Here is a 14,474-nt window from a genome sequence, read left to right on the forward strand (position 1 = left end):
CGGCTCTCTCCAGGGGATCAGCGGTGGGTGGGGCCCGCGATCCTCAAATTTTGTCTTGTCAGTACGCCCTCCGCAGAGGCGAAGGGGCATTAGGGGCGCGCCAGAGAAACGGCGCGCTCCCTTTCGTCTCGTTGTTTACTCGGCGGCGGCGGGCGGAAGCCGCGGACGCTCGGGAGAGGCTTCTGGAGCCGCCTCGACGGCCGGTGCCTCGGAGTTCAGGAGCTCGACGTTGAGGCCGAGCGCCCGCATTTCCTTGACAAGCACGTTGAAGCTTTCCGGCACGCCGGCCTCGAAGGCGTCGTCGCCACGGACGATTGCCTCGTAGACCTTGGTGCGGCCCGCGACGTCGTCCGACTTGACGGTGAGCATCTCCTGCAGCGTGTAAGCCGCGCCGTAGGCTTCCAGCGCCCAGACCTCCATTTCGCCGAAACGCTGTCCGCCGAACTGCGCCTTACCGCCCAGCGGCTGCTGGGTGACGAGCGAGTACGGGCCGATCGAGCGAGCGTGGATCTTGTCGTCGACGAGATGGTGGAGCTTCAGGATGTACTTGTAACCCACCGTGACCTTGCGATCGAAGGGCTCGCCGGTACGCCCGTCATAGAGACGGACCTGACCGGAGCTGTCGAAACCGGCCGCGTCCAGCATCTGGACGATGTCGGCTTCCTTGGCACCGTCGAACACCGGCGTCGCGATCGGCACGCCCTTGGTCAACTTCTCGGCCACGAGAGCGAGATCGTCGTCCTTGACCGCCGGCTTGATCACGTCCTTGCCGTAGATCTTCTCCATCTCCTGGCGCAGCTGTTCGGCCTTGCCGGAGGCATGGAACTCCTGCAGCGCTTCGTCGATGATGCGACCGAGGCCACGGCAGGCCCAGCCCATGTGCGTTTCGAGGATCTGCCCGACGTTCATGCGCGAAGGCACGCCGAGCGGGTTGAGCACCACGTCAACATGGGTGCCGTCCTCGAGGAACGGCATGTCCTCGCACGGCACGATGAGCGAGACGACGCCCTTGTTGCCGTGACGGCCGGCCATCTTGTCGCCCGGCTGGATCTTGCGCTTCACGGCGACGAAGACCTTGACCATCTTCATGACGCCGGGAGGCAGCTCGTCGCCACGCTGCAGCTTGTCGACCTTGTCGACGAAACGGCGCTCGAGGCTCTTCTTGGCTTCCTCGTACTGCTTGTTGATGGCTTCGAGCTCGGCCTGGGCCTTCTCGTCCTTGAGGCCGATCTCCCACCACTGGCTGCGCGGGATGTCAGCGAGGATGGGCTCGTCGATCTCGGTGCCCTTGCGCGCGCCCTTCGGACCCTTGGCAACTTCCTTGCCGAGGAGCGAGTCCTTCAGGCGTGCGTAGACGTTGCGGTCGAGGATCTGCAGCTCGTCGTCGCGGTCCTTGGCGAGACGCTCGATCTCCTCGCGCTCGATCGCCATTGCACGCTCGTCCTTGTCGACGCCGTGGCGATTGAACACGCGCACCTCGACGATCGTACCGGAGACGCCCGGCGGCAGACGCAGCGAGGTATCGCGCACGTCGGAGGCCTTCTCGCCGAAGATGGCGCGGAGGAGCTTTTCTTCCGGCGTCATCGGGCTCTCGCCCTTCGGCGTGATCTTGCCGACGAGGATGTCGCCCGGATTGACCTCGGCGCCGATGTAGACGATGCCCGCTTCGTCGAGGTTCTTCAGCGCTTCTTCCGAGACGTTCGGAATGTCGCGCGTGATTTCCTCAGGCCCGAGCTTGGTGTCGCGTGCCATGACCTCGAACTCCTCGATGTGGATCGAGGTGAAGATGTCGTCGTACACGACGCGCTCGGAAAGAAGGATGGAGTCTTCGAAGTTGTAGCCCATCCACGGCATGAACGCGACGAGCACGTTCTTGCCGAGCGCCAGATCGCCAAGGTCGGTCGAGGGACCGTCGGCTACGATCTCGCCGGCTTCGACACGGTCGCCGACGTTGATCAACGGACGCTGGTTGATGCAGGTGTTCTGGTTCGAACGCTGGAACTTGCGCAGACGGTAGATGTCGACGCCCGGCTTCGACGGATCGGTCTCTTCCGTCGCGCGGATCACGATACGGGTCGCGTCCACCTGGTCGACGATGCCGGCGCGGCGGGCGGCGATGGCGGCGCCGGAGTCACGCGCGACGCGCTCTTCCATGCCGGTGCCGACGAGCGGCGCCTCGGCCTTCACGAGCGGCACGGCCTGACGCTGCATGTTCGAGCCCATGAGTGCGCGGTTGGCGTCGTCGTTCTCGAGGAACGGAATGAGCGCGGCCGCGACCGATACGAGCTGCTTCGGCGATACGTCGATATAGTCGACCTTCTCGCGGGCGACCGGCACCACATCGCCGTTGAAGCGGCAGATGACCGATTCGTCGGTCAGGTTGCCCTTGGCGTCGATTTCGGCGTTGGCCTGGGCAACGTGGTGGCGCATCTCCTCCATGGCGGAGAGATAGATCACGGTGTCGGTGACTTTGCCGTCCTTCACCTTGCGATAGGGGCTCTCGATGAAGCCGTACTTGTTCACGCGCGCAAACGTGGCGAGCGAGTTGATGAGGCCGATGTTCGGACCTTCCGGCGTCTCAATCGGGCAGATGCGGCCGTAGTGCGTCGGATGCACGTCGCGCACCTCGAAGCCGGCACGCTCGCGCGTCAAGCCGCCCGGGCCAAGCGCCGAAAGACGACGCTTGTGGGTGATCTCGGACAGCGGGTTGGTCTGGTCCATGAACTGCGAGAGCTGCGAGGAGCCGAAGAACTCGCGCACGGCGGCTGCCGCCGGCTTGGCGTTGATCAGATCCTGCGGCATGACCGTGTCGATCTCGACCGAGCTCATGCGCTCCTTGATGGCGCGCTCCATGCGGAGCAGGCCGACTCGGTACTGGTTCTCCATCAGCTCGCCGACCGAGCGGACGCGGCGGTTGCCGAGATGGTCGATGTCGTCGATCTCGCCACGGCCGTCGCGCAGGTCGACGAGCGTCTTGATGACGGCAAGGATGTCCTCGCGGCGCAGCACGCGCATGGTGTCCGGCGCATCGAGCTCAAGGCGCATGTTCATCTTCACGCGGCCGACGGCCGAGAGATCATAGCGCTCCGAGTCGAAGAACAGGCTGTGGAACAGGTTGGTCGCCGCCTCGATGGTCGGCGGCTCGCCGGGGCGCATGACCCGGTAGATGTCCATCAGCGCTTCGTCGCCGTTGGAGTTCTTGTCGATGTTCAGCGTGTTGCGGATGAACGCGCCGATGTTGACGTGATCGATGTCGAGGATGTGGAATTCCTTGACCTTCTGATCCTTGAGTTCGGCAAGCAGCTTCGCGTCCAGCTCGGCGCCGGCCTCGGCGTAGATCTGGCCGCTCTCGAGATCGACAACGTCCTCGGCGATGTAGCGGCCGGCGAGGTCCTCGGACGAAACGAGGATTTCCTTGAGGCCGTTTTCCGCCAGCTCGCGCGCCTTGCGGGCGGTGATCTTGTCACCGGCCTTGGCGACGACGTCACCGGACTTGGCGTCCATCAGGTCGGCGAGCGGAGTCATGCCGCGCATCTTCTCGGGCATGAACGGCATCTTCCAGCCGCGCTTCGACTCCTTGATCGAGATCTGCTTGTAGAACGTCGAGAGGATTTCCTCGTCGTCGAGGCCCAACGCATAGAGAAGCGTCGTCACCGGCAGCTTGCGGCGGCGATCGATGCGGACATAGACGTTGTCCTTGGCGTCGAATTCGAAGTCGAGCCAAGAGCCGCGATAGGGAATGATGCGAGCGGCGAACAGGAGCTTGCCGGAGGCATGCGTGCGGCCGCGGTCGTGATCGAAGAACACGCCCGGCGAACGATGCATCTGCGAGACGATAACGCGCTCGGTGCCGTTGATGACGAAGGTGCCGTTCAGCGTCATGAGCGGCATGTCGCCCATGTACACGTCCTGCTCCTTGACGTCCTTGATCGACTTCGAGCCCGTCTCCTCGTTGACATCAAATACGATGAGGCGAAGCTTGACCTTGAGCGGCGCCGAGTAGGTCATGTCGCGCTGCATGCACTCGTCGACGTCATACTTCGGCGGCTCGAACTCGTAGCGCACGAACTCGAGCGTCGCGCGGCCCGAGAAGTCCGAGATCGGGAACACGGACTTGAAGACGGCCTGGAGGCCGTGGTCGTCAGGACGGCCGCCGGGCGGCTCCTTGACCATCAGGAAGTCGTCGTAGGAGCTCTTTTGAACCTCGATGAGGTTCGGCATCTCCGCAACTTCGCGGATCGAACCGAATTGCTTACGAATACGCTTACGGCCGTTGAACGTCTCAGCCATGTCCGCTCCTCATCTCGCCGGGGTCGTGCCGGGGGCACACGACCGCTCGTTCTTCTTGCCCAGCGCCGGGGTCGCCATCCCCAAGCGCATCGTTCTCGATGAGACCGACGATTCACGCTTCGGACTAACAGGGTCCGAAGCGATCGTGGTCTCCTTTCACTGCAGACCGACGATTCACGCTTCGGACTAACAGGGTCCGGAGCGATCGTGGTCTTGAACCTTTGAAACGGCTCGCCGGAGGGCCTCTTCGAGGGGGAAAACCCTCGGAGGACCTCCGGAGAACCGTCTTCAGACCGGCGTTCGGCATCGGGCAATCGGCATTCGGAGTGATCTGCCCCGATTGCCGACTACCGTTTGCCTATTGCCGTTACTTGAGCTCGACGACCGCGCCCTGGTCCTCAAGCTGCTTCTTGATCTTCTGTGCCTCGTCCTTCGGCACGCCTTCCTTGACCGTCTTGCCGCCGGCCTCGACGAGATCCTTGGCTTCCTTGAGGCCAAGGCCAGTGATGGCGCGGACTTCCTTGATGACGTTGATCTTCTTGTCGCCGCCCGACTTCAGGATGACGGTGAACTCGGTCTGCTCCTCGACCGCAGCAGCGGCAGCGCCAGCGGGGGCAGCAGCGACAGCAACGGCAGCAGCAGCCGACACGCCCCACTTCTCTTCGAGAAGTTTGGCAAGCTCAGCTGCTTCGAGAACGGTCAGTTTCGACAGGTCTTCAACGATCTTTGCGAGATCCGACATTGTATATAGTCCTTCCGGTTTAGCCTTCGAGAGGGGCGCTTTGTCCCAGCCTCTGTTTTTTTGCTGGAAGCGCCGGTTTCAGTGTTGCCCACAGCCTCAAGCTGCTTCGCCACCTTGCGATGCCTTGGCCTGAATGACGCGCGCAAGCTTGGCGCCCGGCTCTGCGATCGTGCGGGCGATCTTGGTCGCCGGCGCGTTCAACAGGCCGATTAGCTTTGCACGCAGTTCATCAAGCGAAGGCAGGTCGGCGAGTGCTTTGACGCCGTTCGCGTCGAGGACGGTGTTGCCCATCGCGCCGCCGAGGATCACGAGCTTGTCGTTTTCCTTGGCGTACTTGACGGCAACCTTGGCCGCGGCGATCGGATCCTTCGAGTAGGCCAAAACGGTCGGCCCAGCGAAGAGATCAGCGATGCCTTCGGACTTGGTGTCCTTGAGCGCGAGCTTCACCAGCTTGTTCTTGGCAACTTTGACAGATCCGCCCGCCTCTTTGACGCGCTTGCGGAATTCTGCCGCTTGAGCTGCCACCATGCCGGTGTTGTGGGCGACGACCACCACGCCTGTGTCTTTCAACACATCGTGGAGAGACGTCACGAGCGCTTGTTTTGCAGCTCTATCCACCTGCTCACTCCTGGTTGCGATCGGCCCTTGCGGGTGCGATCGCGGGTTGCACCTGCCGCAGCTTCTCCCCGAAGGGCTGCTGCGACGCTCGTCCTGTCCCGACCGCGCGCTACGTGATGCGGCACGGTGCTGACCCAGAAGGCTCATACCGGCAAGGCGCCCGTCGGGCGTCAAACCGGGTGGTCTCCCGTCTCATGCGGGCCCTCCGAGGAGGATTATGCGTCACCGGCAAGCCGGATCGGCACCCATCAATCTTGGACAGGTTCCGGCCGCGCGACCCCGAAAGATCTCTCGGCCGGAAATCCGCGCCGGAAACCCGGCACGGAATTCTTTGAACAACCCCTGCGGCTTACGCCGTGGGAGTTGCGGAAACGACGGTTCCGGTGTCGATCTTGACGCCCGGTCCCATGGTCGAGCTCAGCGACACCTTCTTGATGTAGGTGCCCTTGGAGCCCGCGGGCTTGGCCTTGGTCACGGCGTCGACGAACGCACGAATGTTCTCGACGAGGGCCTGCTCGGTGAAGCTGGCCTTGCCAACGCCGGCATGCACGATGCCGGCCTTCTCGACGCGGAACTCGACCGAGCCGCCCTTGGCGCCCTTGACGGCACCGACGACATCCATGGTCACCGTGCCGACGCGCGGGTTCGGCATCAGGCCGCGCGGGCCCAGCACCTTACCGAGACGGCCGACGAGGCCCATCATGTCGGGCGTCGCGATGCAGCGATCGAAGTTGATCGTGCCCTTCGAGACGATTTCGACCAGGTCTTCAGCGCCTACGACGTCGGCGCCTGCGGCCTTGGCTTCTTCAGCCTTGGCACCACGAGCGAAAACGGCAACGCGCGCCGTGCGGCCCGAGCCGTTCGGCAGGTTGCACACGCCGCGAACCATCTGGTCGGCATGCTTCGGGTCGACGCCGAGGTTCATCGCGACTTCGACGGTCTCGTCGAACTTCGCCTTGGCGCGGGCCTTGATCAGGCGCACGGCCTCGTCCACGGCATACGCCTTGTTGGCGTCGACGCCCTCGCGGACGGCTGCGTTACGCTTGCCGCCAGCTTCACGCGTGGCCTTGATGGTCGCGCCGGAGACGGACGACTTCTTCGCTGCTGCTGCTTCTTTTGCCATCGGTCTACTCCACCACCTTGAGGCCCATCGAGCGGGCGGAGCCGGCAATCGTCTTGGTGGCCTGATCGAGATTGTCCGTGTTCATGTCCTTGATCTTCACCTTCGCGATCTCGCGAAGCTGAGCAATCGTGATCGAGCCTGCCACGTCGCGGCCCGGGTTCTTCGAGCCCGAACCCGGCTTGCCGGTCGGCTTCATGCCGGCGGCCTTCTTGATGAGGAACGTCGCCGGAGGCGTACGCATCTCGAAGGTGAACGAGCGATCCGAGAACACGGTGATCTTCACCGGAATCGGCGTACCCTGCTCGAGGTCCTTCGTCTTGGCGTTGAAGGACTTGCAGAATTCCATGATGTTGACGCCGCGCTGGCCGAGCGCGGGGCCGATCGGCGGAGACGGATTGGCCGCTCCTGCCGGGACCTGAAGGTTGATGTAGCCGTCTATCTTCTTTGCCATCGTATCCCCTAAGTTCTGCAGGAAGCTTCATGCTTCCCAGGGTTAGCGGTCAGCGGGCCCAAACACCGTTTCGAGCCCTCCCGCGGTTTGGACCGAATGGGGCCGGCTTGCCGGCTCATTCCGTCCGCGACCGGCGCTTTCACGCCGGAAGTTCGTATCTCAAGCCGTGACCTTCTCAACCTGGCCAAACTCGAGCTCGACCGGCGTCTTGCGGCCGAAGATCGACACGCCGACCTTGAGCCGCGACCGTTCGCCGTCCACTTCCTCGACCTCGCCCTGGAACGAAGCGAATGGCCCATCGACCACCTTCACCTGCTCGCCGACCTCGTAGATGATCGAGGGCTTGGGGCGCTCGACGCCTTCCTTCACCTGGTTCAGGATGCGGGCGGCCTCGTCGTTCGAAATCGCGATCGGCTTGTTATCGGCGCCCAGGAAGCCCGTGACCTTCGGCGTGTTCTTGATCAGCACGAAGGCCGCGTCGGTCATTTCCATGTTGACCAGCACGTAGCCCGGCAGGAACTTCCGCTCCGCCTGGACCTTGCGGCCGCGCTTCACCTCGACGATCTCTTCGGTGGGCACAACCACCTCTTCGAAGAGGTTCTCAAGGCCTGCCGACTTCGCGCGCTCCTTGATGGCCTCAGCCACCTTGCGCTCAAAGTTCGTGTAGGCGTGAACGATGTACCAGCGCTTGGCCATTCTCAAATCGTCTCTTTGTCTCTTCGCGACGGGGCCAACTTGCAGCCCGATCAACCGCGGAGCCCAAGCACCATGTTGACCAGATGCCCGAGGGCCTGGTCCGTGATGAGGAAGAACACGGAAGCCAACGTCACCATGACCAGGACCATCAGCGTGGTAATCCACACTTCCTTCCAAGTCGGCCAAGTGACTTTGGAGACCTCCTGCCTTACCTCTTGAACAAATTCAAACGGATTGAACTTCGACATCAAAACCGCTTCCCGAGCGCCATGTGACAAAATGGCGCACCCCGGGTCCCTCTTCTGGTCCCACGTGGTCCACCGTAACGAGCCGGATCAGGGCGCTCTCTTCACTGATCCACTTCAAAACCTCATGGCAGGGGAGGAGGGGCTCGAACCCCCAGCCTTCGGTTTTGGAGACCGACGCTCTACCAATTGAGCTACTCCCCTATCGCATAGCTTGTGCACGCCTTGTCGACGCGAAAGGCGCACATGCCTTATGCGGGGGCGGCATCCTTAGCTGAACTTTTTGCGTTTGTCACTCGCCTGTGGACACTTTCTCGTCTGCCGCGCTCTCGACTTGCTCGTTGTCCTCAGGTCATTTGCGCCGCAGCCCCAGGTTCAGGCCCCGGAAAGCCCGCTACTTAGGGGAATTTTAGCCGCGCTCAGCCGACTTTTTCGACCACCACGGCCGTCCCATAGGCCAGAACCTCGGTCACGGCGGACGCAATCTCGTTCGCGTCGTAGCGCATACCGAGGATGGCGTTGGCTCCGGCGGCCTCTGCGTGCTTCATCAGAAGATCGAACGCCTCCTGGCGGGTCTCCTCGGCGAGCTTGGTGTAGACCGAGATGGTGCCCCCGAAGAGAATCTGGATCGCGGCGCCGATATTGCCGACCACACTCCTCGATCGCACCGTCAGCCCACGAACAACCCCCAAGTGCTTTACAACCCTGTAGCCTTCGAGCTCGTTGGTCGTTGTCACGATCATGCTGCAGTGCTCCCCCGATCTTTGCGAATGCCAAAGCATATCGGACGCGATTTGCCATGCAATGACGCACGCATCGTGGCGCGCCGGGCTCGGGCCTGAGCGTTTGCCCGGTTGAGCTAGAGCCGTTCCGGCTTTGGTGGAATCACGGAACGGCTCCAGTTTTTTGTTTGCTCGTGCTTCTTGTCGGAAAACCGGTTCCCACTTTTCCGGAAGCACTCTAATGCGGATCGGCCTTCGCGCCGCCGTCGCGGCCCAGCAAGGCGATGAGGCCATCCGCAAGGCTGCTGCGCCAGGCGAGGTAATCGTGGGTCGCCGCATACTCGCGATGGGTCACATCGTAGCCCTTCGCGATCAGGACGTCTCTCAGGTGGCGCGTGGTTTCAAGGATGCCCGGCTGCTCGCGGCCGGTCTCGAACAGGCCTGCGCCAAGGAAGAAGCGGATGGGCCGCGCGGGCTCCGCCGCATATTGGCGCGTCAGCCACTCGGGCTCCTCGCCTCCCCGCTCGAAGTCAGGGTGCCACCAGAACGAGCCCGATAGCGACAGCACGTTTCCAAACACATCCGGATGATCGCGCGCGATACAGGCGGAAGCCAGGCCGCCGTAACTTGAGCCAGCGACAACGGTTCGAGCCGCCTGAGCAGACTTTTTCGTCTGCGTCCGCACCCAGGGGAGCAGCTCGGTTGCGAGCGCGCGTCCGAAATCTGCGTTGCAGGGCAGCTCCCGCCCGCGCGTCTCGGAACTCGGGTTTCCGACCATTACGGCAAGGAGCGGTGGGATTTTCCCGGCGGCGACCAGGTTGTCGAGGATCGTCGGGGTCGGCACCTTCTCAAGATACGGCGCTGCATCGAACAGCACGAGCAGCGCATGCACCGGATTACCAGGCTCGAACCCATGCGAAAAATAAAGCGCGACGTCGCGCTCGTTACCTAGGATCGCGCTCGCAAAACGATGCTGCGTCAGCGCACCTTTCGGAGCACCGCGCTCCTCAATCCATGGCTCGGGTGGCGCATCCGGCAGTGTCAGCACGGACTCGCGATTGAAGGGATCGCCGGCATTTGGTGGCCAGGGTCGCGCTTTATTCAACGGATCGGCCTGGGCGGTTGCGAGCAGGGCTCGCCGGCGCTCACGGGCTGATCCGGGAAGCTCGGGGATGTCGGGGGCAAGCTTGTAAGCAAGGCGCGTTGACGAGGGAATCTCGTAGGTCTTGAACCAGACGTCGCTGGTGCCGAGACGGTCCATCCAGTCGTGATCGTTCGAGGGGCCGCCGAACAGGCGCACGTTGTGCTCGGCACCGCGCCAGAGGAACGTCACGATGCGCTTCCGTGGATCGCTTGCGGGCTCAACCATCGGCGCGCCCTCGGCGGCTATACTCGTCCAGAATTCACCGGTTCCGCCTCCCGCCGCCACCTGCTGGGCCAGCTTCGCGATCCGCGGACTTAGATAGCTTGGCGCGGGCGGGACCTGTGCAGCCCGTGCAAGGATCCGCGTGATCGTCAACGTGTAGGGCTGAGCCGCGCCCTCAGCGCTAAGGCGCAGGCGCGCCGTACCTTGCGTTGCCGGCACGAACATGAAGTCCTGGTCCGAAGCACCGGGACTTGCGAGCCGGCGAATGTGTGCGCCCGTGTCGCCCACGAGATCGAGCGCGATTGCCCCAGCTGGGCTTTCGACGCGTCCTTGCACGAAATCGCCTTCGTGAACGACGACTTCGAAATCGGCCGCCTGTCCGGCAGCGACAGTGCCTGTGGCAGACTTCGCAGGCTCTAAAGCGTGCGCCTCTGCCGGGGCTAACGCGCTTGGCTCCGCCACGATTTGGTTGCGCGGCTCCGCCACGATTTGGTTGCGCGGCTCCGCCACGATCTGGTTGCGCGGCTCCGCCACGACAGACGGAGCCACGCCCATCACAATCGCAAAAAGCAACGGCCCGAGCACTCGGGCCGTTGATCCTGATCGTCTCGTTACCATCGGTAGGTCAGGGTTCCCGTTACGACGCGGCCTTCGCCGTAGAAGCAGGCATAAGCGCTTGCGCAGGACGCCACATATGTCTCGTCTGCAATGTTCTTGACGTTAAGCTGCAGCTCCAGGCCGTCCCAGTTGTGATCGAGGGCGCCGAAGTCGTACTTCACCATCGCATCGAACAAAGTGACATCGGGGACCTCGAAGGTATTTGCATTGTTGCCCCAGCTCTGGCCGACGTAGCGCGCACCAGCTCCGATCGTCGTACCGCGCAGGAAGACGGCATCCGAGAAGCTGTACTTAGTCCAGAGCGCAGCCTGGTCTTTCGGAATGCGTGCGGGCATCTTGCCGAGCTCGCTGGCAGATACGGTATCGGTGATCTCCGATTTGATGTGCGCATAGCTCGCGATCAGAGACAGGTTCTGGGTGATGTCTGTTCGCGCCGATAGCTCGATGCCCTTGTTGTGGATCTCACCCACCTGTCGATTTACGCCCGGCCAGCCCCCCGAATAGTCGGTCATCACGACGTTTTCCTGCGTGAGATCGTAATAGGCGGCCGTAAGCAGGGTACTGGTTCCCTTCGGCGCGTATTTCACCCCAATCTCATATTGCTCCGCCGTCGTTGGATCGAACGCGCTGACACCAGCGGGTGGCAGAGAGAGCGACGGGTCGAACGACGTTGCGTAGCTCACATACGGCGCAAGACCGTTGTCGAAGGTGTAAAGCGCCCCGACGCGCCATGTGAATGCGGTATCATCGTACGATTGATCGTTGGTGCCGATTTTGTCGTCGATGTCGGTGCTCGCCCAATCATAACGCGCGCCAGCCGTGAAGCTGAACCGACCGATGTCGATCTGATCCTGAACGTAGACACCGGTCTGCTCCGCTTCGAGCTTCTGATCGGAATCCGGGCTCAGTGTAATTGGGCCGTGGCCATATTGAGGATTGGCCAGGTCGATTGAAGTCGCCGCGCCGTAGCCCCACTGGTAGTCACGGGTGCGATGAAGATAGTCGAGACCCGCGAGCAGCGTATGTTTCGCGATGCCAGTCTGGACCTTCGCCTGCACTTGATTGTCGATAGAGACGGTATCCCAGGATTCCGTTCCGCCGCTCGCCCTGCGGCTGATGGAAGTACCGGAGAGGCTTCCGTAGGTCAGTGTGTGATGTTCGTGGTCAACGTGATGGAGCCGCACGTTCTGGCGGACCGTGAGGGTATCGCTGAAGGCATGCTCGAACTCGTATCCGCCCCAGTACTGCTCGCGCTCCGCCTTTTCGAAATTGGGATCGGAAACGAAGAAGCTACGCGGAATATACCCGTAGCCCGAAATAGGCGTAAGCGTGCCGGCTGCATCAAGGAAGTTCCGGAAACCCATGTCGGGCTCATTCTGATAACCGCCGTGAAGCGTAAGCTCGGTGCTCGTGTCCGGCCGCCACATCAAAGACGGCGCAATCGCGTAGGAACGCTGTTCGGCGAAATCCTCCTGCAGATCGCGGCCAAAGCCGGAGCCGGTCACCCGGTAGGAAAGCTGATTGCTTCCCGCCACCTTGTCGCTGATATCGAACGCGAGGCCGAGTTGCTTGTCGCTGCCGAAGGTCAGCTGCACTTCATGCAGGGGAACGAGCGTCGGCTTCTTGCTCACCATGTTGACGATGCCGCCCGGATTGCCCTGGCCATAGAGAACCGACGACGGACCAGACAGCAGCTCGATGCGTTCCAAGAGATAGGGGTCGATCTTGGCGTAGGAGAGATCGCCCGCGAGGTACGTTCCGTCGAGATAACGCGGGACATAGTAGAAGCCGCGAACAAACATCTCGTCCTTGAGGTTGGACGCACCGCGATAGTCCGTGAAGACGCCCGGCGTGTAGCGTAGCGCCTCGGCGACGGAGCCGACCCGCTGGTCCTCCATCTGATCCTTCGGCACGACCGCAATCGATTGGGGCACCTTAGCGATCGGCGTGTCGGTCTTGGTTCCCGTTGCCGTCTGCTTGGCGACGTATCCATTCACCGGGCCGTTGGCCTTCTCGATACCCGACGATGAGCCCGGCTGGACCGCGAGTGGCGCAGCGTAGGACTGCGGCGTAGGAGACGTCTTGGCCTTCGCTTGCGCCTTCTTCGTCGACTTCTTCGAAGATTGCCCTTCGACGACAAGCGGCGGCAGCTCTTCCTGAGTTGCGCTCTGCTGCTGGGCCAGTGCCGACGCCGTTGTCATGGCCAGCAGGAGAGCCGCGGCCGATGCGGCCGACAGAAGTGTTTCGGTGTGGCGCACACGCGTTTGACCGCGGTTCCACGCGGCCGAGAGAAGGCTTGATGTCACTCTAATTCCCCCAACATTCATCCCCTTCGCGCACCCGACCAACAGCGTTCGTGCGCGAACCCTGCGGTAGACATCGCGCTGGAAAATCGAGAAATAAAGTTGAATCCGGGGGGCTGACGCTGGCGAGAACCTATTTGCCGTTTCTCAACAATGTCAGGCCGTTACTCTCGATCTATTCTAATATTTCGAGGCACCTGAGACTGATGTGGATCGTCCCGGCGCGCCACAGGGACGCGCAACGCGCCATACTTCACGCGGGCTGGCGCGACCACATTCGCGTTGATCCTGAAAGCTATGCCCGCATCAAACCGGGAGGCGCGCCGTAGGTTTTCTTGAAGGCGGTTATGAAGCTCGATGGGCTGAGGTAGCCGGCGATCCAGGCCGCCTGCATGACCGTCACGCCCTCGCGCTCGAGCGCGTCGCGCGCGGCATCGAGGCGTTTGCGCCGGATGAAATCGAATACGGTCATCCCGAACCGCTGCTTGAAGTGGCGCTGCACCGAGGACGCGCTCGCGCCGGTTTCGCGGGCAATGGTTTCGATCGTCAGGTTATTCGAAAGGTTGGCGAGGATGTAGTCCCGAACCCGTTCGCTTTGGCGCGCGCTCATCACCAAGGGCCTATGCTCGGCCTCCTCAGCACTCGCAACCAGCGCCGCGCAGGACAATCGCATGATCTCGATACCGCGCGATTTGTTGTAGAGGGTTCGCATCTCACCTTTCAAATTGGCAGGCGGATGGCTGATTTGCTCGGCCAATTCGATCAACTCGCGGCTTGGCTCGAAAGCGAAATGGCTGAGGTGCCTGGAAAAGAAATCCTCGAGCGCGGGCGAGCGATCGGCCGGCATGCCCATCTCGCGCTCGAGCCAAGGCAACGGCGCCGAGGTCATCACTTTTCTCAAGCGCGTATTGGGCGCATCGCTCTCGACGAAATAAAGCTTCGAGTATTGCTTGATGTTGACCATCAGCACCTGCGGACGGCTCTCCGCACCGTGCCCGGCATCGCCCTTGAAAGCGATGTTGTCGATCACGAAGCGCTGCCTGCCCTCGAGATAGAAATTGATGATGAACTTCGGCCATACGTCGTAAACTTCGCTGTCCGGCCAGCAGCTGTGACCGTCGAAGGACCCGACGAATACGTTTTGCGGTATCTCCGGCTTACCGGCTGCTTCGCTCTGCATCTGACACCCTTACAAGCACAGACCTGATCTGCGCGTCCGGGGATGGCTTGAACCCAGATGCCGAGCCGTCTCGATGGCCGCCCTCCCCCGAAGAAGGCAGCTTGCTATAGTTTACCATAT

The 14,474-nt window shown here is 62.2% G+C and carries 11 protein-coding genes and 1 tRNA gene; all 12 read right to left on the reverse strand.

Annotated elements, in window-relative coordinates; genetic code table 11:
• Nucleotides 1–135: 135 nt before the first annotated feature.
• The 12 genes from rpoB to RCO24_RS02580 all read right to left on the reverse strand — a co-directional run bounded on the left by rpoB (nt 136) and on the right by RCO24_RS02580 (nt 14,354).
• The gene (rpoB, locus tag RCO24_RS02525) at nt 136–4,290 is read right to left on the reverse strand and encodes a DNA-directed RNA polymerase subunit beta (protein ID WP_308959825.1); all 4,155 of its coding nucleotides are present in this window, start codon (nt 4,288–4,290) and stop codon (nt 136–138) included.
• A gap of 367 nt (nt 4,291–4,657) precedes the next feature.
• Nucleotides 4,658–5,032, reverse strand: coding sequence for a 50S ribosomal protein L7/L12 (gene rplL, locus RCO24_RS02530; RefSeq protein WP_308959826.1), 375 nt, complete (start codon nt 5,030–5,032; stop codon nt 4,658–4,660).
• A 96-nt stretch (nt 5,033–5,128) separates the two neighbouring features.
• The gene (gene rplJ, locus RCO24_RS02535) at nt 5,129–5,650 is read right to left on the reverse strand and encodes a 50S ribosomal protein L10 (protein WP_308959827.1); all 522 of its coding nucleotides are present in this window, start codon (nt 5,648–5,650) and stop codon (nt 5,129–5,131) included.
• Between the two features lie 349 nt (nt 5,651–5,999).
• Nucleotides 6,000–6,773 carry a 50S ribosomal protein L1 gene (rplA, locus tag RCO24_RS02540; RefSeq protein WP_308959828.1) on the reverse strand — a complete coding sequence of 258 codons (774 nt, stop codon included), beginning with the start codon at nt 6,771–6,773 and terminating at the stop codon, nt 6,000–6,002.
• Between the two features lie 4 nt (nt 6,774–6,777).
• Nucleotides 6,778–7,224: a 50S ribosomal protein L11 gene (rplK, locus tag RCO24_RS02545; protein ID WP_308959829.1), complete on the reverse strand. Its 447-nt coding sequence runs from the start codon at nt 7,222–7,224 to the stop codon at nt 6,778–6,780.
• A gap of 159 nt (nt 7,225–7,383) precedes the next feature.
• On the reverse strand, nt 7,384–7,920 hold the full coding sequence (nusG, locus tag RCO24_RS02550) for a transcription termination/antitermination protein NusG (RefSeq protein WP_308959830.1): 537 nt from the start codon (nt 7,918–7,920) through the stop codon (nt 7,384–7,386).
• Between the two features lie 50 nt (nt 7,921–7,970).
• Entirely contained in the window at nt 7,971–8,168 is a 198-nt protein-coding gene (gene secE, locus RCO24_RS02555; RefSeq protein ID WP_308959831.1) for a preprotein translocase subunit SecE, read from the reverse strand.
• Nucleotides 8,169–8,293: 125 nt separating this feature from the next.
• Nucleotides 8,294–8,369 (reverse strand) — tRNA-Trp (locus RCO24_RS02560).
• Nucleotides 8,370–8,584: 215 nt separating this feature from the next.
• Nucleotides 8,585–8,908 carry a heavy metal-binding domain-containing protein gene (locus RCO24_RS02565; RefSeq protein WP_308959832.1) on the reverse strand — a complete coding sequence of 108 codons (324 nt, stop codon included), beginning with the start codon at nt 8,906–8,908 and terminating at the stop codon, nt 8,585–8,587.
• Nucleotides 8,909–9,125: 217 nt separating this feature from the next.
• The gene (gene fes, locus RCO24_RS02570) at nt 9,126–10,826 is read right to left on the reverse strand and encodes an enterochelin esterase (RefSeq protein WP_308959833.1); all 1,701 of its coding nucleotides are present in this window, start codon (nt 10,824–10,826) and stop codon (nt 9,126–9,128) included.
• 38 nt (nt 10,827–10,864) lie between these two features.
• A complete protein-coding gene (locus tag RCO24_RS02575; RefSeq protein ID WP_308959834.1) occupies nt 10,865–13,177 on the reverse strand; it encodes a TonB-dependent siderophore receptor in 2,313 nt (770 codons plus the stop codon).
• A gap of 292 nt (nt 13,178–13,469) precedes the next feature.
• Entirely contained in the window at nt 13,470–14,354 is an 885-nt protein-coding gene (locus tag RCO24_RS02580) for an AraC family transcriptional regulator (protein WP_308959835.1), read from the reverse strand.
• Nucleotides 14,355–14,474: the final 120 nt, after the last annotated feature.

It is taken from the genome of Hyphomicrobium sp. LHD-15 (assembly GCF_031157355.1).
Classification (GTDB): domain Bacteria; phylum Pseudomonadota; class Alphaproteobacteria; order Rhizobiales; family Hyphomicrobiaceae; genus Hyphomicrobium_C.

Excerpts from the sequence above, each read along its gene's own strand:
- RCO24_RS02565 (WP_308959832.1), bottom strand. The coding sequence starts at position 8,908 with ATGATCGTGACAACGACCAACGAGCTCGAAGGCTACAGGGTTGTAAAG.
- secE (WP_308959831.1), bottom strand. The coding sequence starts at position 8,168 with ATGTCGAAGTTCAATCCGTTTGAATTTGTTCAAGAGGTAAGGCAGGAG.
- RCO24_RS02580 (WP_308959835.1), bottom strand. The coding sequence starts at position 14,354 with ATGCAGAGCGAAGCAGCCGGTAAGCCGGAGATACCGCAAAACGTATTC.
- rplL (WP_308959826.1), bottom strand. The coding sequence starts at position 5,032 with ATGTCGGATCTCGCAAAGATCGTTGAAGACCTGTCGAAACTGACCGTT.
- nusG (WP_308959830.1), bottom strand. The coding sequence starts at position 7,920 with ATGGCCAAGCGCTGGTACATCGTTCACGCCTACACGAACTTTGAGCGC.
- rplA (WP_308959828.1), bottom strand. The coding sequence starts at position 6,773 with ATGGCAAAAGAAGCAGCAGCAGCGAAGAAGTCGTCCGTCTCCGGCGCG.
- rpoB (WP_308959825.1), bottom strand. The coding sequence starts at position 4,290 with ATGGCTGAGACGTTCAACGGCCGTAAGCGTATTCGTAAGCAATTCGGT.
- rplK (WP_308959829.1), bottom strand. The coding sequence starts at position 7,224 with ATGGCAAAGAAGATAGACGGCTACATCAACCTTCAGGTCCCGGCAGGA.